Below are 21,425 nucleotides of genomic sequence, written 5' to 3'. Positions count from 1 at the left end.
ATCAAATAATGAAATTCGTCTTGACCGGGCACGAATCGGCCGCTACCTTTGGATCAAGTTTCGTAAATCGGAACTTATGGTATCGAAAAGCTTGAGGCGACCGATCCGGAGCTGCTCAAGCCAAGACAAGGCCCGAGGCCCTGATGGCCGACGCCGCCAGCATCCGCTTTTGTTCCCTGGAGGAGCCCCATGAGTCACAACGACAACACCAACAAGCGCCAGGTCGTGAAGGGTAAGCAGAAGATGACGCCCTCCGAGGCCTTCGTCGAAACCCTCGTCGCCAATGACGTCACCGACATGTTCGGCATCATGGGCTCGGCCTTCATGGACGCCATGGACATCTTTGCCCCCGCCGGCATTCGTCTGATTCCGGTGGTGCACGAGCAGGGCGCGGCCCACATGGCCGACGGCTATGCCCGTGTTTCCGGCCGCCATGGTGTGGTCATCGGCCAGAATGGCCCCGGCATCTCCAACTGCGTGACCGGCATCGCGGCGGCCTACTGGGCCCACAGCCCGGTGGTGATGATCACCCCGGAAACCGGCACCACCGGTATCGGCCTGGGCGGCTTCCAGGAGTGCAACCAGCTGCCGATGTTCCAGGAGTTCACCAAGTATCAGGGCCACGTCACCCACCCGGCGCGCATGGCCGAGTACACCGGTCGCTGCTTCGAGCGGGCCATGTCGGAGATCGGTCCGACCCAGTTGAACATTCCGCGTGACTACTTCTACGGCGAGATCGAGGCCGAGATTCCCGAGCCGCGTCGCATCGACCGCGGCCCCGGTGGCGCTCAGTCACTGGACGAGGCGGCGGCCCTGCTGGCCGAGGCCAAGTTCCCGGTGATCGTTTCCGGTGGTGGCGTGGTCATGGCCGACGCGGTGGAAGAGTGCAAGGCCCTGGCCGAGCGCCTCGGCGCGCCGGTGGTCAACAGCTACCAGCACAATGACTCCTTCCCCGCCAGCCATCCGCAGTGGTGTGGTCCGCTGGGCTACCAGGGCTCCAAGGCCGGCATGAAGCTGATCTCCCAGGCCGACGTGGTGCTGGCGCTCGGCACCCGTCTCGGGCCCTTCGGTACCCTGCCGCAGCACGGCATGGACTACTGGCCGAAGGACGCCAAGATCATCCAGGTGGATGCCGACCACAAGATGCTCGGTCTGGTGAAGAAGATCTCTGTCGGCATCTGCGGCGACGCCAAGGCCGCCGCGGTCGAGCTGAGCCAGCGCCTCGAGGGTCGCGACCTGGCCTGCGACGCCTCCAAGGACGAGCGTCTTGCCAAGATCAAGGCCGAGAAGGACGCCTGGGAGAAGGAACTCGACGAGTGGACCCACGAGCGTGATCCGTTCAGCCTCGACGCCATCGAGGAAGCCAAGGACGAAAAGCCGTTCTCCGGCGGCGAGTACCTGCACCCGCGTCAGGTGCTGCGCGAACTCGAGAAGGCCATGCCGGAAGACGTGATGGTCTCCACCGATATCGGCAACATCAACTCGGTGGCCCACAGCTACCTGCGCTTCGAGAAGCCGCGCAGCTTCTTCGCCCCGATGAGCTTCGGCAACTGTGGTTACGCCTTGCCGACCATCATCGGTGCCAAGACCGCCGCGCCGCATCGTCCGGCCATCGCCTACGCCGGTGACGGTGCCTGGGGCATGAGCCTGATGGAGACCATGACCGCCGTGCGTCATGGCATCCCGGTCACCGCGGTGGTGTTCCACAACCGCCAGTGGGGCGCCGAGAAGAAGAACCAGGTCGACTTCTACAATCGCCGCTTCGTGGCCGGCGAGCTCGACAACGAGAGCTTCGCCGAGATCGGCCGCGCCATGGGTGCCGAGGGCATCACCGTGGACCGTCTGGAAGACGTGGGCCCGGCGCTGAAGAAGGCGGTGGACATGCAGATGAACGAAGGCAAGACCTGCATCATCGAGATCATGTGTACCCGCGAACTGGGCGACCCCTTCCGCCGTGACGCCCTGAAGAAGCCGGTGCGTCTCTTGGAGAAGTACCAGGACTACGTCTGATACCGGCGGCGAAGGACTCCCCTGTCTGACTCGCCACGCAAGACTCTCTCGTCCGGTATGACGACATTGCCCTGGCCTGGTGCCAGGGCTTTTTTCATTCGCCAGAGGGTTACAAAGAGCCCAGGCCGAGTGAAGGGATGGGCGGAGTCTCCGATAACAATGACCCCGGGAGAGCTGTTCCGATGAAAGCGCTCAATCATATACGCGACATGGCCCGCCAGGACCCCAGACGTATCGTGCTGTGCGAGGGCGACGATGCGCGGGTGCTCAAGGCAGGACTGGCGGCAAGCCAGGCCGGCTATGCCCGCATCTTGCTGGTGGGGGATCGTCAGGCGATCGACGCCCGGGCCGAGGCCGAAGGGCTCGAGCTTGGCGCGATCGAGCTGATCGATCCCGCCGACTCCGAGCACACTGATCGCCTGGCAACGCTCCTTCTGGAACTGCGCGGGCCCAGGGGCATGACGGCCGAGGATGCCGCCCAGCGGGTACGTGAGCCGCTGATCTTTGCCAACCTGATGGTCCGCGACGGCCTGGCCGACGGCTGTGTGGCCGGGGCGGTGCACACCACCGCCGACGTCGTCCGCGCCGCGATCCAGTTGATCGGCAAGGCGCCAGGGGCGAGCCTGGTGTCGAGCTTCTTTCTGATGATGTTGTGCAAGGAGTTCCATAGCCTGAAGGGAGGCATGATCTTCTCTGACTGCGGGCTGGTGGTGGACCCCGACGCCGAGGCGCTGTCGCAGATCGCCATGGCCGCCGCCGACAGCGCCGAGGCGCTGCTCGACGAACCGGCACGGGTGGCGATGCTGTCGTTCTCCACCAGCGGCAGCGCTCATCACGCCTCGGTGGACAAGGTCGTGGAGGCGGCGCGCAAGGTCAAGAACGCGCGCCCGGGCCTGGCCATCGACGAGGACGTGCAGCTCGACGCCGCCATCGTCGCCGAGATCGCCGAGCGCAAGCTGCCGGACTCCAGGGTCAAGGGCAACGCCAATGTGCTGATCTTCCCGGACCTTGAGGCTGGCAATATCGGCTACAAGCTGGCCGAGCGGATCGGCGGCGCCGAGGCTATCGGTCCGCTGCTGCAGGGCCTGGCGCGGCCTGCCAATGACCTCTCGCGGGGCTGCAGCGAAGAGGATATCGTCAACGTGATCGCCGTCACCACGGTCCAGGCCCAGCGCCTGTCGGTGGCGTAACATTCATCTGGCCGGCCGGGAGGGAAGATGACACTGGTACCCGAGGGAATGGAGCTGTCTGGCCTTTTGGCGGTGATACTGATCACCGTTCTGGCAGGCTACCTGCACACGGTGTCCGGGTTCGGTATCGGCATGATCATCATCGGCGTGGCCAGTGGCTTCGAGCTGGTCAGCGTCGCCACCCTGGTGGCGGTGGTCAGTCTGGTGACCCTGGTCAACAGCGCCGTGGCCCTGCCGGGCAAGCTGCATCATCTGGACCGGCGTCATCTGCTGGCGCTGGGGCTCGGCATCGTGCCGTCCATCGGCCTCGGGGTGTGGGCGCTGAACTGGCTGAGCGTCAGCGCCGAGGCGCTGTTGATGCTGATGCTGGGGGCGCTGGTGTTCTACGGCGGGCTCAGCGTGGGCCTGCGGCCGCGCCCACGCGCGGCCGTATCGTCCTCGGCAGGCTTCGCCGCGAATGGCGTCATGACCGGCCTTCTGGCCGGGATGTTCGGCATGCCGGGGCCGCCGGTCATCTACCACTGCTATCGCCAGCCGCTGCCCACCGAGACCATCCGGCTGTTGCTGATCGCCTGCTTCGCCATGACCTCGGGGGTGCGCACCCTGTATGTCGGCGCCGCCGGCGGGCTCGACGCCCAGGTCTGGCTGTTGGCGTTGTGGACCCTGCCGGCGGTGGCGCTGGCCACCTGGGCCGGACGCCGCTATCCGCCGCCCTGCAGCGCCGTGCTGTTGAGACGAGTGGCCATGCTGACGCTGATGGTGATCGGCGTGGGGCTGATGCTCGACGGCAGCCTGGCGCTGTGGACCAGGGCGTGAGGCCGAAGCAGGGAGCGAAGGTCGGCCGTTTACCCTTGTACGATTCACAGCGTAATCGGTGACAGGGCCCGTTCGCGCCAGCGTTCGAGCCCCGCCTCGAGATAGGGCAGAAAGTGCTGACCTTGCCTGGATAGAGCGTGAAAGCGCGAGGTGATCACGGCGATATCGAGGTCGATGGCGGGAACGAAGGGTAGGATCGCTACGGCGCAGTCGCGACGCATCAGAAAGCTCCAGGCCGAGACCGGGTCCACCAGGGCATGGCCGATGCCGGCATTGACCAGGCTGATGGCGGAAGGGAACAGGTGGGTTTCGGCGGCGATCTGCCAGTCGGCGCTGGCCTGTCTGAGCGCCTGCTTCAACTTGAGTGTGCTCTGGTGGTGCTCGTCCAGGGTCACCAGAGCCTTGCCGTCAAGATCCGCCGCCTCTACCTGAGCAAGGCCCGCCAGCGGGCTGTGGCGCGGTACCGCCAGGTGCATGCGCAGGGACAGGTGGCGGGCATCGAGGTCGTTAAGGTCATCCTGGCGTTCAATCACGCCGACATCGAACTGGCCCTCGGCCACCCAGTCCCGGATCTTGCGCGAGCTGAAGGTCTGCAACGACAGCCGGGTATCGGGATAGTCGGCCAGGTACTCGGCCATGATCCCGGGCATGGCGGTGGGCGAGAGCCCCGGCATGCAGCCCAGGATCAGCTTGCCCGCGCGGCCCTGGCGCAGGCCATCGGCGAGTTCGTCCAGATGTGACACCGACGCCAGTACCTTGTCGACCCCCTCCATCAGATAGTGGGCCTCGGGGGTCAGCTCGGTGCCGTAGTTGTTGCGGCGAAACAGCAAGAACCCCACCTCCTGCTCGAGATTGGCGATGGCCGAACTGACCGCCGGCTGGCTGAGCTCCAGACGACGGGCGGCCTTCGACAGGCTGCCGGTGTGCACAACCTCGCGAAATATCTGGAGCTGGCGAAGCTGGTGACGAACCTTCATGGGCGTCCCTCCGGGCGCCCTCAGGAAGTGAGCGAGCGCCTCTAAATTGTATTTATGATTTCATAGTTATCTCAAAGTTGTCTTTATGGCAATGGCGGTCGATGCTGACACCACCCCCAACAACCATAACGAGGGTAGTTCCATGAATCCCATCGACCTCGGCGGTCTGCTTCTGTATTTCGCGATACTGATCTACATCGGCTATCGCAGCGCCAAGAAAGTGTCCGGCAGCGCGGACTTTGCGGTGGCCGGCAACAAGATCATCTGGCCGGTGCTGTTCGCCACCCTGGCGGCTTCCTTCCTCGGCGGCGGCGCCTCCATGGGGCGTGCCGGCAAGTCCTTCGACGAAGGCTACGCCTTCATGGTCGCCGCCTCGGCCTTTCCCCTGGCCACGGTACTGGCGGGTCTGTTCATCGCCCCCCGGCTCAAGCGCTACGTCAACGCCCAGACCGTAGGCGACATCATGGCGCAGCACTTCGGTGCCAGCGCGCGACTGTTCACCGGCATCTTCTCGCTGGTGTTCTGCATCGGCATCCTCGGCGCCCAGGCCCTGGCGGTAGGCACCGTGTTCCACGCCATCCTCGGTATCGAGGTCTCCACCGGCATCCTGATCGGCATGGCGGTGGTGCTGTTGTATTCCACCGTGGGTGGCATGTGGGCGGTGATCCAGACCGACGTGGTGCAGTTTCTGATGCTGGCGGTGTTCCTGCCGGTGACCATGCTGATCGGCATCCATGATCTGGGCGGCCCCCAGGCGCTGGTGGAGCGGTTGCCCGAGGGCCACTTCAGCCTGATGGGCGACTATTCGGTGGGCATGTTCCTGTCGATCTTCATCGCCTTTCTGCTCGGCGAGACCCTGGTGCCGCCCTACACCCAGCGCGCCCTGTCGGCCCCTGACTCGCGCCACGCCCGCATCGGCTATTCGGTGGCCGGCGGCTTCGGCTTCCTGTTCTATCTGGTCAGCGCCACCATCGGGCTGGTCGCGCTGGTGCTCTATCCGACCATCTCGCCCGACCAGGCGATGCCGACCCTGATCCGCGACGCCCTGCCGGTGGGCATCACCGGATTGGTGCTGGCCTCGCTCCTGGCCGTGGTGATGTCCACCGCCGACTCCTACCTCAACTCGGCGGCGGTGATCTTCGTCGGTGACATCTACAAGCCCTTTATCGAGCCTGACGTCAGCGAGAAGAAGCGGCTGTGGATCGAGCGACTGGTCAACCTGCTGATTGGCCTCGGTGCGGTGGTCTTCGCCCTCTACGCCACCTCGATCATCGATGCGCTGCTGCTCAGCTACGCGCTGTGGGCGCCGACCATTCTGCTGCCCTTCGTGTTCGCGGTGCTGTTCGATCTGCGCTGCACCCGCTCGGCGGTCGCCGCCATGCTCGCCGGCGCCCTGGTGACCATCCTGTGGAAGTGGGGGCCCTTCGACCTGCAGGCGGCGACCGGTCTGACCGCGCTGATCGCCGGCGTCATCGCCAATGTGCTGGTGTTTGTACTGGTCTACCGGCTGTTCCGCTCGGTCCCCGACGCCCCTGTCGCCGCCAAGGCTCAGTGAAGGAGATTCCCATGACTCTGTACGCTCTTGCTCTGTATACCGTCAGTGCCGTCAGCATCCTTACCGCGGTGGGGGTGGGTATCGCCTCCTGGCGCTTCTACCGCGACAACTGAACCCACGATATCGCCCACAAGACGCGGCTGGCCCCATAGACGGGCCGGCCGCCCTCGTCCAACAGGAGACAGTGCATGAATACCATCGCCGTCGTGGGTGCCGGCATCGTCGGGCTGGCCGTGGCGCGTTCGCTGGCGGGACGTGGCCACCGGGTACAGCTTTTTGACCCGGGCCCGCCGGGAGAGGGCACCTCCTTCGGCAATGCCGGCCTGATCGCCAACTACGCCACCTCGCCCATGGCCAGTATCGATACCTTGAGGCAACTCCCTGGAGAGCTGTGTCGGCGTGACGCCTCGCTGTCGGTTGACCCTCGCTATCTGGCCCGCCTGGCGGGCTTTGGTCCGCGCTTTCTCAAGGCGGCGACGCCGTCGCGTTTTGCCCGCCACAAGTCGGATCTGGTGGCGCTGATTCAGGATGCGGTCAAGGCTCAGCACGCGTTGCTGGAGTCGCTCGAGGCGCCGGATCTGTACGCCGACACCGGCTGTCTGCAACTCGCCCGCCAAGGCGACCCCCTGGCCGCGACCCTGGAGGCGTCGGCCCGTGCCAAGCGGGCCGATGGGGTGGCCTGTGAGGCGCTTACGGCGCAGGAGGTGCGCGATCTGGAACCCGCGATCCATCCCGCGGATCTCGTCGGCGGCCTGTACTTCCCCGAGACGCGCCACCTCAAGGATTCCCTGGCGGTGAGCCGAGCCCTGTGGCAGCGCCTGGAAGGCGAGGGCGTGGTGCAGCATGGTACCCGCATCAAGAGGCTGGTGCCGCTGGCCGCGGGGGGCTGGCGCCTGATCGGTGAGGACGGCGAGAATGGTGAGAACGGCGAGAATGGCGAGAATGGCAAGCCCCGTGAGTACCAGGCCGACCAGGTCGTGCTGTGCGCGGGCATCGCCAATGATGCCTTGCTCAAGTCGCTCGGTGTGTCGCTGCCGGTGGTGAGCGAGCGCGGCTACCACGTGCGGCTTGAAACGCCGCTTTCGCTGTCGCGCCCGGTGGGCTGGCTGGCCCGCCACTTCTATGCCACCCCCATGCATGGCGGCGTTCGCCTGGCCGGCACCACCGAGTTTACCGCTCCTGACCGCGCCGCCGACGAGCGCCGCTGGGAAAGGCTCAAGGGCTGGGGGGAAGCGCTGTTCGGACGGCCCCTGAGCCTGGCGGAGCGCTGGATGGGCGTGCGCCATTCGACACCGGACGGCCTGCCGGTAGTGGGGCAGGTGACGGGCAGAGAAGGGCTCTTTGTGGCCTACGGCCACGGCCACCTTGGGCTGACCCAGTCCGCCCACACCGGCGAATTGATCGCGGCCATGATCCACGGCGAAGCCTTGCCTGACTACGTCGCTAGCCTGTCCCCCGCACGGTTTTAGCAAAGTCGATTCTAGACGAGCAATTCTAGACGAGCACTTTGAGATCAGCACTGATAGACGAGCGCTAGGCTCAGTCCGAAAAGTCGGCGAGCGAAGGTTAGACAAGGCAAAAATCGGTGAGACAGCGCAGTTTACGGGGTGTAAATGAGCATGTTGATCCGATTTTTAACGCCGTATTGCCGAGCGTAGGCACTTTTCAGACAAGCCCTAGTAACGACGCCTCGACAGCATCAGCTCCACCACTTCGTCGAGCAGGGCGTTGTCGAGGGTCTGGTCCAGGGCGATGACCCGGTGGCGGGCGTAGTAGGGACTCAGGTCCAGGCCGACGCCGAGGCCGATGATATCGATGGGGCCGGGGCGACGGCCGTTGCCACCGCCGAAGGTCGCGACCACCGAGCGCAGGTGGTTGTCGAGGTAGTGGCGGTCGTTGGCCAGGTTGGTGGCGCTGTCCGAGGGGCTGCCGTCGGAGATCACCACCAGCAGGCGGCGATTGACGTCTGCCGCCATCAGGCGCTGGCAGGCCCACTCGACCGCTTCACCGTCTATCCCTTCCTTGTACAGGTCGGCCTTGAGCAGGGCGGCGAAGCGCTTCCGCGCGCGTCGCCACGGCTGCTGGGCGTCCTTGAAGATCAGATGACGGGCCTCGTTAAGCCGTCCCGGCGCGGCGGGACGCCCGGCCTTGAGCCAGTCGCGCTGGGCTCGGCCGCCGTTCCAGGCGGCGGTGGTGAAGCCCAGCACCTCGCTGTCGACGCCGGCCATGTCCAGCGCCCGGGTCAACAGCTCGACCAGCATGGCGATGGACTCGCCGTGGGCCTTCATCGAGCCGGAGCAGTCGATCAGCAGGGTCACCTGGGCGTCGCTGACCGGACGGTAGCGCTCGCGCCGAAAGACGCGCCGCTCCTGAGGGGAGGAGACGATCTGGGACAGCCGGCGGCCGTCGATGACGCCGCTTTCCTCGCCGTCCTGCCAGCCATCGCGATCGGCCACCGACAGGTGGCGGCGAAACTGACGGGCCAGACGACGCACATTGACCTTCTGGGCGTGCAGGCGCTCGTCCAGGCGCGCCCGATACTCTTCCAACTGGGCCTGACGCACCAGGCTGTCGGCCTCGCGCTCGCTGTCGTAGGCGGTGGTGAAGGCGCGATAACGATGGGCGCCGTCGGCCAGGGTGCGGCTCTGGCCGGTGGCGGCCAGGGGCACCTCGTCGTCGAGCTCGTCCTCGCTGTCGAGCAGCAGTGCCAGCGCCCGGCGTGGGTCCTTGGCTTCGTCCTCGCGCTCGCCCTGGGGCTCGTAGCCTTCGAGCTGGGCACCGATCCAGTCGGTGATATCGCGGGCGTGACGCTGGAATCCTTGCTGGTCGTGGCGCTCGCGCCGCAGTCCCGCCAGGGCGTGGCCCAGCGCCGGTACGATATTGGCGCGGGTCGCTTCCAGCAAGTCCTCGAATTCCTCGAGCATGGGCGCCGCCATCAGCCGTGACCGGCTGATCTGGATCACGCAGAACAGCAACAGGCCCAGCGCGCTCTCGGTGAGCTGGGCGTGGTGATAGTCCAGCGACCAGCGCTCGAAGCGTGCCTTCAGGTTGCGCGCCATGCCTGGGGCAGGCCCGTCCAGCAGGGCCTCGACCCGACACTGCTCGAGCCAGTCGTAGATCAGTCGCGGCTCGGGTTCCTCGGGGCGCAGGCGCTGGTGCAGCCGGTCGTCGCTGAAGCGCTGGCGCAATGCCAGGGCGTCGCTGACGGCGCGATAGTCGGCGAGTGACAGGCAGTCCTCGGCAAGCTTGAGGTGAGGCGCGCGCAGGGCCACCCGGGACGCCCCTCGGTAGAGCCTGCGACCGGCGTAGAACCAGTCGTGCTCACCGGTATGGGCGCGCAGCACGGCGGCCTCCAGCTCCTCCAGGTACTGCTGGCGGCGCTGGCGGGCGAGCGCCAGCGCCGCCTCGCCCGCTGCGCTCATGGCGCCTCCCCGGCGTCTTCTTTCTTGTCCAGTGAATCGCTGGCCTGTGAATCGTCGTCTGACAGCACACTGGCCACGGATTCGCTGAGTTCGGCATCGAAGCAGCGCTGGTAGAACTCGGCGACCAGGGGCCGTTCGTGCTCGTCGCACTTGTTGAGAAACGATAGCCGGAAGGCCAGCGCCGGGTCGCGGAAGATCTCGCAGTTCTCGGCCCAGGTGATGACGGTACGCGGCGACATCAGCGTCGACAGGTCGCCGTTGGCGAAGCCCTTACGGGTCAGTTCGGCCACCGCCACCATGGCGTCGATGTGGCGTCGGCCACGTTCGTTGTCCTTGCTCGGCACCCGGGCGAGCACGATCTTCACTTCCTCGTCGCGGCGCAGGTAGTCGAGCTTGGCGACGATGTTCCAGCGGTCCACCTGGGCGTGGTTGAGCAGTTGGGTGCCCTGGTAGAGGCCGTCCTGGTTGCCCAGCCCCACGGTATTGGCGGTGGCGAACAGACGAAACATCGGATGCGGGCTGATGACCCGGTTCTGGTCGACCAGGGTGAACTGGCCGTCGCGCTCCAGAATGCGCTGGATTACGAACATCACGTCGGGACGCCCGGCGTCGTACTCGTCGAAGATCAGCGCCACCGGGCGCTGCAGCGACCAGGGCACGATGCCTTCCTGAAACTCGGTGACCTGGACCCCGTCGCGAATGACGATGGCGTCCTTGCCGACCAGGTCGAGGCGGCTGATATGGCCGTCCAGGTTGACCCTGACGCAGGGCCAGTTGAGGCGGGCGGCCACCTGCTCGATATGGGTCGACTTGCCGGTGCCGTGCAGGCCCTGAACCATCACCCGGCGGTTGCGGGTGAAGCCGGCCAGGATCGCCAGGGTCACGTCGGGATTGAAGCGATAGGCGTCATCGATGGCCGGCACATGGTCGTCGCGCGTCTCGAACACCGGGACTTGGAGGTCGGATTCGATGCCGAAGATTTCCCGGGCGCTGTGCCAACGCTGGGCGGGGAGGGCGTCGTCGAGCAGGGGTGAGGCGTCGGCCATGGTCGTCAATCCTGAAACGCGGTGGAAAGGTGTGACGTCACTATAGACCTGTTTTAAAAAATCACGCAAATTGTATCGAAAAATGAGATTTTGTGGATGTTGTGTCGCTGCGACGATTGGCCTTTGGCGGTGATAACAGCGGTGATAACGGTGGTGGCAGCGGTCGCGATAGCGGCGCTGAATTGACATGGGCAGACGAGCGAGGAGGCGAGCATGAGCGATGTAGTGGTGATAGGCGGCGGGGTCATCGGCCTGATGAGCGCCTGGCAGTTGGCCGAGGCGGGGCTTTCGGTGACCCTGGTGGAGCGCGGGCGCTGTGCCCGGGAAGCCTCCTGGGCCGGTGGCGGTATCGTCTCGCCACTCTACCCCTGGCGCTACAGCGCCCCGGTGTCGGCGTTGTCGGCACTATCGGAAGAGGTCTATCCGGGGCTCTGCGATGAACTCAGGGAGACCACCGGCGTCGACCCTCAGTTCAGCCGACACGGGCTTCTGTACCTGGCGGTGGAAGATGCCGACGCGGCGCGTCGCTGGGCCAGGTGTCAGGCCAAGCCGCTCGAGGACATCGACGCCGATGCCATCCGCCGGATGGAGCCGGCGTTGGCCGACACCCAATGGGTCCGCCAGGGCCAGGGCGGACTGTGGATGCCGACCCTGGGTAGTCTGCGCAATCCGCGCCTGGGCCGTGCCCTGCGTGCGCGGCTCGAGCGGCATCCGGGGGTCGAGCTGCGCGAGGGCTGTGAGGTGACCGGCTTCAAGGTCGTGGCCGGGCAGATCCAGGGCGTCGACACCGCCACCGGCGTGCTCACCGCGTCCAGGGTGCTGGTATGCGGCGGCGCCTGGAGCGGTGCCCTGCTCAAGCACCTCGGGGTCGGCATGGCGGTGGCACCGGTCAAGGGCCAGATGATGGTGCTGCGACCGGCTCCCGGCACGCCGCGGCCGCTGTCGCGGGTGGTGCTGGGCGATGGGCGCTACCTGATTCCACGGCGTGATGGCCGCATCCTGGTGGGGTCCACCCTTGAGCATCAAGGCTTCGACAAGCGCACCACCAGCGAGGCCCGGGTGTCGCTGTATCGCAGTGCCGTGCGCCTGCTGCCGGCGCTCGCCCGGGCGTCGATCGAGCACCACTGGGCGGGCCTGCGTCCCGGCTCCCCCGGGGGGATACCCTTTATCGGTGAGGTGCCAGGATGTCGTGGCCTCCACGTCAATGCCGGGCACTTTCGCAACGGCCTGGTGCTGGCGCCGGCGGCGGCGCGGCTGGGCGTCGAGCTGATGCTGGGGCGTACCCCTTGCGTGGATCCGGCCCCCTATCGCATCCAGCGCGAAGAGCCGGCGGGCCCTGTCTCTACCCCTGGCTCGATGTCCGTGTCGGGGCTGGCCCAATCGACGGCGGGCAACTGGTGCTAAGTGGCAGACGACCGGCCCCTATAGGCTCAAGGTGAGTCGAGGCGCGCTGCGCCTCGCCACCACTTTGCTGACACAGCGTGAGCGACACCCACCCGCGCTGCCAATAACAAGGAGTCTCACCATGAGCCAGCCCGACGCCCAGTTTCTCGCCGACTTCGCCGACGCCCTCAACCGTCACGATATCGATGCGGTGATGTCGATGATGACCGACGACTGCGAATTTCATGCAGTCGCAGGTCCCGACCTGCTCGGCAAGACCTTTCGTGGTCAGCAGGAGGTTCGCGCCGGGCTGCGTGCCGCCTGGGAAAACGCGCCGGACGCCCAATGGCTCGACGGCGTGCATCAGGTCGTGGGAGATCGCGGCTACAGCGAAAGCACCTATAGCGGCACCACCGCCGATGGCATGCGCTCCGAGGCGCGGATGATCGACGCCTTCACCTTCCGTGACGGCAAGATCGCGGTGAAGAACGCCTACCGCAAGCAGCGCCCCGCCACGCCGGTCAATAACGGCTGAGCGACCTCGGATACCTGACTCGGGAGCTTCGACATGCTGGATCTACAGACCCCGCTGGCCGCTTCGTCGGACGATGCCGCCCGGGCCACTCCGGCCCAGGCCCCCTATGATCCCGCCTATGATCCGTTGACCGCCAGGCAGGTCGGTACCGGCTGTGACTATGCGCCGACCTACTGGATCGCCACCGCCGGCGAGCCCCCGGCCGACGATGGCCCGATCGTGGCGGACACCGACGCCGACGTGGTGATCATCGGCTCCGGGTTCACCGGCCTTACGGCGGCGATCTTTCTGGCCGAGCGCTACGGCATCAAGGCCACGGTGCTCGAGGCCAACCGTGTCAGCTGGGGATGCAGCACCCGCAATGGCGGCCAGGCCCAGTGCGCCTCGGGGCGGCTCAAGCGGTCTCAGTGGATCCAGCGCTATGGCCTCGATACCGCGCTCAAGTTGCACCGCGAGTGTGTCGAGGGCATGCAGACCTTCAAGTCGCTGATCGCCGATATCGACTGCGACCCGCAGCCCGGCGGGCACCTGTATATCGCCCACAAGGATAGGGTGATGCCGAGCCTGGAGAAGGAGGCGCGGCTTCTGCGCGAGACCTTCGACTACGACGCTCGCATCATCGACGGCGACACCGTCAAGCGCGAGTGGGTGGGTGACAGCGAGGCGGCCGGCGCCATGCACGAGCCCGAGGGCATCGGTATCCACGCCGCCAAGCTGGCCTTCGGCTACCATCGCAAGGCGCGCGCCCTGGGGGTGAAGATCCACCCGGCGAGCCCGGTGCTGGGCTGGGAGACCCATGGCGACGTGCACCATCTGCGCACGCCAGGCGGCGTGGTCAAGGCGCGGGCGGTGGGCATGGCCACCGGCGGCTACGTCACCGGCCAGCTGAGCCCCCACCTCAAGAACCGGTTGCTGCCGATTCTGTCGAACTCCATGGTCACTCGGCCGCTGACCGAGGCCGAGATCGAGGCCACCGGTTTCCGCACCCGACAGGTGCTGACCGACACCCGAATCCTGCGCCACTACTATCGGCTGCTGCCGGACAACCGCGTGCAGATCGGCAGTCGCAGCGCCATCAGCGGCCGCGATGCCCCCAGGGAGCGCTACGCGGCGGTACTCAGGGGCGATCTGGAGCGCAAGTTCCCGGCGCTCGCCGGCATCGAGATCGACTACTCCTGGTGGGGCTGGGTCGACGTCAGCCACGACATGATGCCGCGCATCCATCAGCCGGACCCGAAGGAGAGCGTCTTCTACGCCCTGGGCTATGGCGGCAACGGGGTGATGTACTCGGCCCAGGCCGGCAAGCGCCTGGCCCAGTGGATCGCCGGGGAGGGCAGGTCGCTGGATCTGCCGATCTTCACCTCGAAGCTGCCCTTTCCCAACCTGCGCGAACGTATCGAGTCGGAGGCCTTCGCCCCCTTCCGCCGATTCGGCCAGCGCTTCCTCTATCGCTACTACTACTTCAAGGACGAGGTGCTCTGAACCTGATCGGTCCCGTTCTGGATATGGGTAACCCTCACGACGATGCCGCGACCTTGGGGTCGCGGCTTTTCAATGTCTGTGGTGCTGCGGCGGGTGCTGCGGCTACTTCACTTCCTCCGGTGGCAACATCTTGTCGAGGCGGTCGAGAAAGGCCTGCTGAACCGCTGTCACGCCGTCTTCCCGCCAGGCCACCTCGGTGACCAGGCACTCCTTTACCCCCTCCAGCGGCAGCAGGGTGACGCCCTTGCGCACATAGTTGGTGGCGCACTCTAGGTGCACGGTGACGCCGAAGTCGCAGGCGACAAAGGCAAACATGGTCTCGCTGTTGAAGGTCTCCTGGGCGACATGGGGTTCGAAGCCCGCCTGCCGACAGATCTGCTCGAGCATCTGGCGAAAGTGCAGCCACATGCTGCGGGCGCCAAGAATGAACGGCTCCCGGGCCAACTCCTCCAGCCGGATGCTCTTGCGCCCGGCCAACGGGTGGTTGTCACCGACCGCGGCGATAAAGTGATCTCGCTGGATGGGACGGGAACGCAGCCCCGGGGTCAGCACCGGGCCGGTAACGAAGCCGAAGTCCAGGCGTCCCTCGGTCAATTCGTCGAGCTGCTGGGCGGTGGAGCCGAAGCTCAGGTCGAAGTGGATGTCCGGATTCTGGCGGCGAAAGTCGTCCAATAGTGCCGGCAACTCACCGGTGATGGCGAAGTCGGTGTAGCCGATGGCAAGCCGGCCCAGTTCTCCACGGCCCGCTCGCTGGGTCTTGAGCACCGCATCATCGATCTGTCGCAGTATCTGGCGGCTCTCCTCGAGCATGATGCGTCCCGGATCGGTGAGGCGGACCTGGCGATTGTTGCGCACGAACAGCGCTTCACCGATGGCGTCCTCGAGCTGAACGATAGTCCGGCTCAGCGCCGGCTGGGCGACGTTGAGACGCTCGGCGGCGCGGCGAAAGTGCAGGCTGTCGGCCACGGCGACAAAGGCGTAAAGGTGGCGAAGCTCAATGCGCATTGATGCCTCACGGGTATCAAGTGAACGTTAAATGATATTATACGCGCAACGATGGCGTGCCTAGGCTGGAAGTGTTCGCTTCACTTCCAACAACGACAACGTCGAGGTGACTCCATCATGCAAGACTCCTTTCACGGGGTGATCGCCTTCGCGCTGCTTGCCCTCATGCTGTGGGTCGGCAGCCAGCTGCGAAGCCGGCTGAGCTGGCTTCGGGCCTCGCTGGTGCCGGCCAGCATCGTCGGTGGCCTGATCGGTTTTCTGGCGCTTTCGCTGGATCTGCTGCCGGGCTATTCACCCGCCGACTTCACCGCTTTGACCTTTCATTTCTTCACCCTGAGCTTCATGTCGCTGTGCCTTACCGGGGGTGGTCGCCAGGACGCGCCCGGTGGTGGCGGCAGTATCGTGCGCGGCGGGCTCTGGCTGACGCTTGCCTGGAGCATCAGCCTGGGCATGCAAGGTGCCATCGGCTTTCTGGTGGTGACCGGCTACGACGCCGTGACCGGCAGCGACGTCAGCGGATTTCTGGGAGCCATCGTGACCCACGGCTTTACCCAGGGGCCGGGCCAGGCGCTGACCTACGGCACCATCTGGGAGACCGAGTACGGCATCGCCAATGCCGCCCAGGTGGGGCTGATCTATGCCTCTCTGGGATTCTTGATGGCGTTTGCCCTGGGCGTGCCGCTGGCCCGGCGCTACCTGACCAAGGGGGTGAACGCCAATCGTGCCTCGCGCCTGGATGACAACTTTCGCCTGGGCTTCTTTACCCGGGCGGGCGACGACGAGGGCAACCAGCAGGCTCCCGGGATGGGGCGCATGGTGTCGCACCCGGGCAATCTGGATTCGCTGGCCTACCATCTGGGCCTGCTTGCCATCGCCTACGTGATCACCCACCTGTGGCTGACCTTCGTGCAGGGCATCATCGGCAATGCCTCGCCGTTCGGCATCAACGTCGGGGTGCTGTTCAGCCACAACCTGTTCTTTCTGCACGGGCTGGGTGTCTGCGTGCTGATGCGCATGGTGATCGATCGGCTCGGGCTTTCCCACCGTGTCGATGACGAGACGCTCAAGCGGATCACCGGCAGCGCGGTGGACTTCATGGTGGTGGGGACCCTCATGAGCATCCAGTTCGCGGTGCTCTACGCGCTGCTGGCGCCGATCCTGCTGGTGACCGTGACGGTGACGATCGCCACCCTGGTGGGCTGTCTGTTGATCGGGCGGTTGAGCGGCAATCTGGGACCAGAGCGTACCGTGACCTCCTTTGGCTGCTGCTGCGGCTCCACCGGTACCGGGCTCTTGCTGCTGCGCATGATGGACGCCGACTTTTCCACCTCGGTGCCCAAGGAGCTTGCCTTCTTCAATCTGGCCATCGTGGTGGTCAACCTGCACATCCTGATGATCTTCGCCCCCATCGTGCCGTCGCTGACGCCGGCGATCTATCTGCTGGTATTCGGCGGCACCGCCATCGCCCTGATCGCCTGCATCCCGCTGATGCTGATGTGGGGGCGGCACGGCAGAGCCTCATCGCCCTCGTCGGGCTGGGCCGAGGGGGTTCCCACCCAAGGCCATGCCGCCGCCCAGTCAGACTCAGCCTCCGCGTCTTCGCCCACCATCAGCAAGGGAGCTGCCTCCTGATGAGCATCACCGTCTATCCCGCTCGACGCATCCTGACCATGAATCCGTCCCAGCCCGAGGCGACCCATGTCGCGGTGCAGGGAGATCGCATCCTGGCGGTGGGGGATGCGCAAGCGATGCCGCCCGACGCCCGCATCGATGATCGCTTTGCCGACAAGGTGATCCTGCCGGGTTTCGTCGAAGGCCACAGCCACGCTCTGGAAGGCGCCATGTGGGACTACCTCTATCTCGGGTATTTCAGCCGGGTCGATGCCGAGGGCAAGGAGTGGCCGGGGCTGAAGAGCGTCGCCGAGATGCAGGCCCGGCTGCGCCAGCATGCAGATAGCCTGCCGCCAGGCGAGCCGCTGGTCGCCTGGGGCTTTGATCCGGTCTACTTTCCCGGCCAGCGCCTGAGTCGCCACCAGCTCGACGAGGCGGTGGGAGATCGACCACTGGTGGTGCTGCACGCAAGCCTGCACGTGATGACCGTCAATTCGGCCATGCTGGCACTGTCCGGCATCAGCGAGGGGCCGCGGGTCGAGGGCATCATGCTCGACGAGGACGGCCAGCCCAATGGCGAGCTCCAGGAAATGGCCGCCATGTTCGTGGTGTTCGATGCCCTTGGCAGGAATCTGTTCGAGGCGGTGGCGTCACCCGAGGTGCTCAGGCGCTACGGCGCCATCGCGGCGGCCAAGGGCGTCACCACCATCACCGATCTGTACAACCCCTTGAGCGATGACGCCATCGCCTCGATGGTCGAGGTGACCCGGGAGGCCGATTTTCCGGTGCGGCTGGTGCCGGCCATGGGGGTGCTGGCGTGGTCGGCCGAGGAGGGCATCGCGCGGCTCCAGGCGGCGATGGGCCACAGCCATGAGCGGCTGGTGTTTGGCCCGGCCAAGCTGATGACCGACGGCTCGATCCAGGGCTACACCGCGCGGCTGAAGTGGCCCCACTACCATGACGGTCATCCCAACGGGCTGTGGAACGCCGAGCCAGAGGGACTGGTGGCGCTGGTACACGCCTACCACCAGGCGGGGCTTCAACTGCACATTCACACCAACGGTGACGAGGCCGTGGAGTTGATGCTGGACGCCCTGGAGGAGGCGCTGACCCTGTGGCCGCGCTTCGATCACCGCCATACCCTGCAGCACTGCCAGATCATCGACCATGCTCAGCTACATCGCGCCGCCCGTCTTGGACTGTGCCTGAACATGTTCGCCAATCATCTCTACTACTGGGGCGATGTGCACCTGGAACGCACCCTGGGACCGACGCGCTGCCAGCGCCTGGAGCCGCTGGCCTCGGCCCGCCGACTGGGCATCGTCACCGCTATCCACAGCGATGCGCCGGTGACCCCGCTGGGGCCGCTGTTCACCGCCTGGTGTGCGGTCAATCGCCAGAGCGCCAGTGGTCAGACGCTGGGCCACCACGAGGCGGTGAGCGTGGAAGATGCACTGGAAATGATCACCCTGGGCGCTGCCATCACGCTGGGTATGGACGACCGTGTGGGTAGCCTGGACGTCGGCAAGTTTGCCGATATGGCGGTACTGGATGACGACCCATTGCAAGTTTCAGCACAGGATTTGCGACACATCCGGGTACACGCCACGGTGTCGGGAGGACAGGTGCATGAGGTGTGATGATCGGGTGCCGGTGACGGTGATCGCAGGTTTCCTGGGGGCGGGCAAGACCAGCTATCTCAACCGTCGGCTGGCGTCGGGGGATATCGAGGATGCTCTGATTCTGGTCAACGACGTCGGCGAGGTGAACGTCGATGTGGCGGCGATCGACTACCGCGACGATCGCGTGCTGTCGCTGTCCAACGGCTGCGTCTGCTGCACCCTGGGGGGCACCCTGGCCGAGCAGCTGTCCCAGGCGCTGCGACTCAAGGCCAGGCCAACGGAAATTCTGATCGAGGCCAGCGGCGTGGCCAATCCTCAGCGGATCGCCGATATCGCCAGGCTGGCGCCGGGGCTTGAGCTTGCCGACATCGTGGTACTGGTGGATGCGAGCCAGGCTGGCCGTCTGGCGCTGGACGCCCAGGTGGGGGAGCTATGGCGCGCCCAGGTGCACGCCGCCCATCGTCTGCTGGTCAATCGTCTGCCTCAAGAGGACAGCGCGCGCGACCAGCTGCTCGGATGGCTGGGACAGCTCGCCCCAGGTGCGGCGGTGGTGACAGAGCCGGTCCAGGTGGCTCCCGCGTCGTCCAGGACGACGTCCTCTGGCCCGGCCTTTTGGCAAGCGAATGGCGCCGGGCCATCGGCGGAGCCGTTCGCCGAGCGTGCCCGACACTCGGGGCTGACCGATGCCACCCTGCACCTTCGCCACTCCCTGGTGGCCGAGGAGCTGCAAGTGCTGCTCGAGCGCTACCGCGACTGCCTGTTTCGCGCCAAGGGTTTTGTCCGCTGTCGGCTGGCGGACGGGGAAGAATGGCGAAGTCTGCAGTTGAGCGGGCAGCGCCTCGCCTGGCAGAGCCACGGGCCGCCCGCCACCGGCGCCGTGCTGGTGTGCATCGGTCGCCGGGGCGAACGCTTTACTCGGTTGATGGAGGAGCTTGCGCAGCTCGACAGCGAGACTGATACGGCGCCGATGGCACCGATCGGGCGCTAGCCCAGTGCCTCCCGGATTCAGCTGGTGCGACGTGCCTGGGGCAGCAGGGCCGCCAGGCGTTCGATGCCGCGCTCGATGCGGGTCTCGTCGATGGCCGAGAAGCCGAGCCTCAGGGTGGGGCGATGCGCCGGGGTCAGGAAGTGCACCTCGCCGTTCTCGATCAGGATGCTGTGCTCCTCGGCCAGCCGTTTCAGCAGTGCCACGTCGGTGTCGGCGGGGGCCTCCAGCCAGAAGCAGGAGCCGCCGAAGGTGGAGCGGATACGCAGCTCGGGCAGGTGGGATGCGAGGGCGTCACGCATCAACAGCCAGCGGCGCTGGTAGGTCTGGCGAATCTGGCGCAGCAGGGCGTCGTGGTAGCCACGGTCGAGAAACAGCGCCACGCTGCGCTGGTTGTTGGTGGCGGGGTGGCGCAGCATCAGCCGGCGCAGGGCGCGCGCCTCGGCGATAAAGGCGGGGGGCGCCACCATGTAGCCGAGCCGAAGGCCCGGCGCCAGGGTCTTGGACAGGCTGCCCACGTAGATCACCCGGCCATCGCTATCGAGGCTCTTGAGTGCCGGCGTCGGGTTGTCGACGAAGTTGGTCTCGCTCTCGTAGTCGTCCTCGATGACCAGATAGTTGTTGGCGCTGGCGCTGTCGAGCAGGTCGCGGCGGCGCTGCATCGGCAGGGTCACGCCGGTGGGCGACTGGTGGCTCGGGGTGACGTAGGCCAGGTGGCAATCGGCCAGGCGCTGGTCGATCACCAGGCCCTGGTCGTCCACGTCCACCGCGACGATATCGTCGGTGAAAGTGCGGGCGATATTGACCATGTCGACGTAGCCAGGGTTCTCCATGGCGAAGCGTCGCCCCGACCCCAGGATCAGCATGGCGGTGATCCATAGCGCCTGCTGGGCGCCCACGGTTATCAGGATCTCCTCCGGTCGGGCCCAGACGCCACGGCGGGGCAGCAGTCGCTGGTGGATCTGTTCGATCAGCAGCGGGTCGTCTTCGCTCAGGTGATCTGCCGACCAGCGGCGGATGGCCGGCACGCTGACCGAGTCGCGGCTGCACTCCCGCCAGTGCTGGGTGGGAAACAGGTTGGGATCGATCTGGCCGTAGAGGAAGGGGTAGTCATAGTCGAGCCAGTTGGCCGGCTTGACGATGGTCGGCTGGCGCGAGGGTCGCATCGTCAACAGCTCGTCCCAGGGCGTCGCTGTGCCGGAGTGGGAGGTGGCGCTGGCGGCTGGGAGGGCGATGTCGGCCGGGGGCGTGACGCGTCCGGCGAGGATATCCGGATTGACGAAGTAGCCGCTGCGCTCCCGGGCGACCAGGTAGCCGTCGTCCAGCAGTTGCTCGTAGGCGATCATCACCGTGTTGCGGGCCACACCCAGCTCCTTGGCGAGCTTGCGGCTCGAAGGCAGCGCCTCACCGGTGGGCAGGTGCCCCTCGAGGATGGCGTGGGCGATCTGCTCGCGAAGCTGGCACTGAAGGCTTTCCTGACGCTTTGCGTCGAGTCGAAACAGGGGGGCGCTCATACCGACGACGGGTTCCCGGATGTTGGTTGTTGGACGAGTTCCGGCGTGGCCCAGGCCTGGCGGCCACGCCCGCCTACGATCTTACAGCGTCGACGTCTTGTCGAGGGCTCGCGGGTGCCTGGCCCAATCGATGTGGGGCCACTGGTCCTATGGCGTCGATGCTCGACGGGGGAGAGTGAGTCACATGGCGGGTCGGACCTGACGGCGCTCGCCAGCCAATGACGATCAAGATGTGACACCCGCAACAAGATTCCGCTTAAAGCGGCACAACA

16 protein-coding genes are annotated in these 21,425 nt (G+C 66.0%); 11 read left to right on the top strand and 5 right to left on the bottom strand.

Annotated elements, in window-relative coordinates; all coding sequences use genetic code 11:
• Nucleotides 1–189 precede the first annotated feature (189 nt).
• The 3 genes from xsc (at nucleotide 190) to C9F12_RS17245 (ending at nucleotide 4,016) form a co-directional block, all read left to right on the top strand.
• Nucleotides 190–2,010 carry a sulfoacetaldehyde acetyltransferase gene (xsc, locus tag C9F12_RS17255; RefSeq protein WP_045991934.1) on the top strand — a complete coding sequence of 607 codons (1,821 nt, stop codon included), beginning with the start codon at nucleotides 190–192 and terminating at the stop codon, nucleotides 2,008–2,010.
• Nucleotides 2,011–2,192: 182 nt separating this feature from the next.
• Nucleotides 2,193–3,200 (top strand): phosphate acetyltransferase, encoded by a 1,008-nt coding sequence (pta, locus tag C9F12_RS17250; protein WP_108449680.1) that lies wholly within the window; start codon nucleotides 2,193–2,195, stop codon nucleotides 3,198–3,200.
• 27 nt (nucleotides 3,201–3,227) lie between these two features.
• A complete protein-coding gene (locus C9F12_RS17245; protein WP_205254722.1) occupies nucleotides 3,228–4,016 on the top strand; it encodes a TSUP family transporter in 789 nt (262 codons plus the stop codon).
• Between the two features lie 44 nt (nucleotides 4,017–4,060).
• Here the strand turns inward: C9F12_RS17245 and C9F12_RS17240 are convergent, their stop codons facing one another.
• Nucleotides 4,061–4,993, bottom strand: a complete 933-nt coding sequence (locus C9F12_RS17240) for a LysR family transcriptional regulator (RefSeq protein ID WP_108449679.1) — start codon at nucleotides 4,991–4,993, stop codon at nucleotides 4,061–4,063.
• A gap of 142 nt (nucleotides 4,994–5,135) precedes the next feature.
• Here C9F12_RS17240 and C9F12_RS17235 point away from each other — a divergent pair, with 142 nt between their 5' ends.
• Nucleotides 5,136–6,548: a sodium:solute symporter family protein gene (locus tag C9F12_RS17235; RefSeq protein WP_197037056.1), complete on the top strand. Its 1,413-nt coding sequence runs from the start codon at nucleotides 5,136–5,138 to the stop codon at nucleotides 6,546–6,548.
• A 188-nt stretch (nucleotides 6,549–6,736) separates the two neighbouring features.
• A complete protein-coding gene (locus tag C9F12_RS17230) occupies nucleotides 6,737–8,017 on the top strand; it encodes an FAD-dependent oxidoreductase (protein WP_108449678.1) in 1,281 nt (426 codons plus the stop codon).
• A 207-nt stretch (nucleotides 8,018–8,224) separates the two neighbouring features.
• Here the strand turns inward: C9F12_RS17230 and C9F12_RS17225 are convergent, their stop codons facing one another.
• Both C9F12_RS17225 and C9F12_RS17220 read right to left on the bottom strand, forming a co-directional pair.
• Nucleotides 8,225–9,970, bottom strand: coding sequence for a cobalamin biosynthesis protein CobT (locus C9F12_RS17225; protein ID WP_205254721.1), 1,746 nt, complete (start codon nucleotides 9,968–9,970; stop codon nucleotides 8,225–8,227).
• Entirely contained in the window at nucleotides 9,967–11,016 is a 1,050-nt protein-coding gene (locus C9F12_RS17220; RefSeq protein ID WP_108449677.1) for a MoxR family ATPase, read from the bottom strand. The genes C9F12_RS17225 and C9F12_RS17220 overlap by 4 nt, the downstream gene beginning before the upstream one ends.
• 213 nt (nucleotides 11,017–11,229) lie before the next feature.
• On the opposite strand from C9F12_RS17220, the gene thiO reads away from it, so the two are divergent.
• The 3 genes from thiO (at nucleotide 11,230) to C9F12_RS17205 (ending at nucleotide 14,416) form a co-directional block, all read left to right on the top strand.
• Nucleotides 11,230–12,420 carry a glycine oxidase ThiO gene (gene thiO / locus C9F12_RS17215; RefSeq protein WP_108449676.1) on the top strand — a complete coding sequence of 397 codons (1,191 nt, stop codon included), beginning with the start codon at nucleotides 11,230–11,232 and terminating at the stop codon, nucleotides 12,418–12,420.
• Between the two features lie 121 nt (nucleotides 12,421–12,541).
• Nucleotides 12,542–12,934, top strand: coding sequence for a nuclear transport factor 2 family protein (locus tag C9F12_RS17210; RefSeq protein WP_045991941.1), 393 nt, complete (start codon nucleotides 12,542–12,544; stop codon nucleotides 12,932–12,934).
• A 33-nt stretch (nucleotides 12,935–12,967) separates the two neighbouring features.
• Entirely contained in the window at nucleotides 12,968–14,416 is a 1,449-nt protein-coding gene (locus C9F12_RS17205; RefSeq protein WP_108449675.1) for an FAD-binding oxidoreductase, read from the top strand.
• Between the two features lie 102 nt (nucleotides 14,417–14,518).
• Here C9F12_RS17205 and C9F12_RS17200 read toward each other — a convergent pair whose 3' ends face one another.
• Complete coding sequence (locus C9F12_RS17200) at nucleotides 14,519–15,421, bottom strand: LysR family transcriptional regulator (RefSeq protein WP_108449674.1); 903 nt, start codon at nucleotides 15,419–15,421, stop codon at nucleotides 14,519–14,521.
• A 117-nt stretch (nucleotides 15,422–15,538) separates the two neighbouring features.
• Between C9F12_RS17200 and C9F12_RS17195 the strand changes: the two genes are divergently transcribed.
• Genes C9F12_RS17195 through C9F12_RS17185 form a run of 3 tightly spaced genes read left to right on the top strand, consistent with a single transcriptional unit; the run spans nucleotide 15,539 to nucleotide 19,642 of the window.
• Nucleotides 15,539–17,053 (top strand): sodium/glutamate symporter, encoded by a 1,515-nt coding sequence (locus C9F12_RS17195; RefSeq protein WP_108449673.1) that lies wholly within the window; start codon nucleotides 15,539–15,541, stop codon nucleotides 17,051–17,053.
• The gene (locus C9F12_RS17190) at nucleotides 17,053–18,672 is read left to right on the top strand and encodes an amidohydrolase (protein WP_108449672.1); all 1,620 of its coding nucleotides are present in this window, start codon (nucleotides 17,053–17,055) and stop codon (nucleotides 18,670–18,672) included. Before C9F12_RS17195 ends, C9F12_RS17190 begins: the two co-directional genes overlap by 1 nt.
• Nucleotides 18,662–19,642: a GTP-binding protein gene (locus C9F12_RS17185; protein ID WP_162816515.1), complete on the top strand. Its 981-nt coding sequence runs from the start codon at nucleotides 18,662–18,664 to the stop codon at nucleotides 19,640–19,642. Before C9F12_RS17190 ends, C9F12_RS17185 begins: the two co-directional genes overlap by 11 nt.
• A 17-nt stretch (nucleotides 19,643–19,659) precedes the next feature.
• Here C9F12_RS17185 and C9F12_RS17180 read toward each other — a convergent pair whose 3' ends face one another.
• Complete coding sequence (locus C9F12_RS17180) at nucleotides 19,660–21,153, bottom strand: PLP-dependent aminotransferase family protein (RefSeq protein ID WP_108449670.1); 1,494 nt, start codon at nucleotides 21,151–21,153, stop codon at nucleotides 19,660–19,662.
• Nucleotides 21,154–21,425: the final 272 nt, after the last annotated feature.

The organism is Halomonas sp. BN3-1, from assembly GCF_003056325.1.
In the GTDB taxonomy this organism is placed as follows: domain Bacteria; phylum Pseudomonadota; class Gammaproteobacteria; order Pseudomonadales; family Halomonadaceae; genus Halomonas; species Halomonas litopenaei.
Note: the sequence above shows the minus strand (reverse complement) of the source record. Positions and strands in the feature narration are given on the sequence as shown.

Bases quoted from the DNA above. Each gene is read 5' to 3' on its own strand.
- C9F12_RS17185 (WP_162816515.1), top strand. From the start codon at position 18,662: ATGAGGTGTGATGATCGGGTGCCGGTGACGGTGATCGCAGGTTTCCTG.
- C9F12_RS17240 (WP_108449679.1), bottom strand. From the start codon at position 4,993: ATGAAGGTTCGTCACCAGCTTCGCCAGCTCCAGATATTTCGCGAGGTT.
- xsc (WP_045991934.1), top strand. From the start codon at position 190: ATGAGTCACAACGACAACACCAACAAGCGCCAGGTCGTGAAGGGTAAG.
- C9F12_RS17200 (WP_108449674.1), bottom strand. From the start codon at position 15,421: ATGCGCATTGAGCTTCGCCACCTTTACGCCTTTGTCGCCGTGGCCGAC.
- C9F12_RS17210 (WP_045991941.1), top strand. From the start codon at position 12,542: ATGAGCCAGCCCGACGCCCAGTTTCTCGCCGACTTCGCCGACGCCCTC.
- C9F12_RS17220 (WP_108449677.1), bottom strand. From the start codon at position 11,016: ATGGCCGACGCCTCACCCCTGCTCGACGACGCCCTCCCCGCCCAGCGT.
- C9F12_RS17180 (WP_108449670.1), bottom strand. From the start codon at position 21,153: ATGAGCGCCCCCCTGTTTCGACTCGACGCAAAGCGTCAGGAAAGCCTT.
- C9F12_RS17230 (WP_108449678.1), top strand. From the start codon at position 6,737: ATGAATACCATCGCCGTCGTGGGTGCCGGCATCGTCGGGCTGGCCGTG.
- C9F12_RS17190 (WP_108449672.1), top strand. From the start codon at position 17,053: ATGAGCATCACCGTCTATCCCGCTCGACGCATCCTGACCATGAATCCG.
- C9F12_RS17225 (WP_205254721.1), bottom strand. From the start codon at position 9,970: ATGAGCGCAGCGGGCGAGGCGGCGCTGGCGCTCGCCCGCCAGCGCCGC.
- C9F12_RS17245 (WP_205254722.1), top strand. From the start codon at position 3,228: ATGACACTGGTACCCGAGGGAATGGAGCTGTCTGGCCTTTTGGCGGTG.
- C9F12_RS17195 (WP_108449673.1), top strand. From the start codon at position 15,539: ATGCAAGACTCCTTTCACGGGGTGATCGCCTTCGCGCTGCTTGCCCTC.
- C9F12_RS17235 (WP_197037056.1), top strand. From the start codon at position 5,136: ATGAATCCCATCGACCTCGGCGGTCTGCTTCTGTATTTCGCGATACTG.
- pta (WP_108449680.1), top strand. From the start codon at position 2,193: ATGAAAGCGCTCAATCATATACGCGACATGGCCCGCCAGGACCCCAGA.
- C9F12_RS17205 (WP_108449675.1), top strand. From the start codon at position 12,968: ATGCTGGATCTACAGACCCCGCTGGCCGCTTCGTCGGACGATGCCGCC.
- thiO (WP_108449676.1), top strand. From the start codon at position 11,230: ATGAGCGATGTAGTGGTGATAGGCGGCGGGGTCATCGGCCTGATGAGC.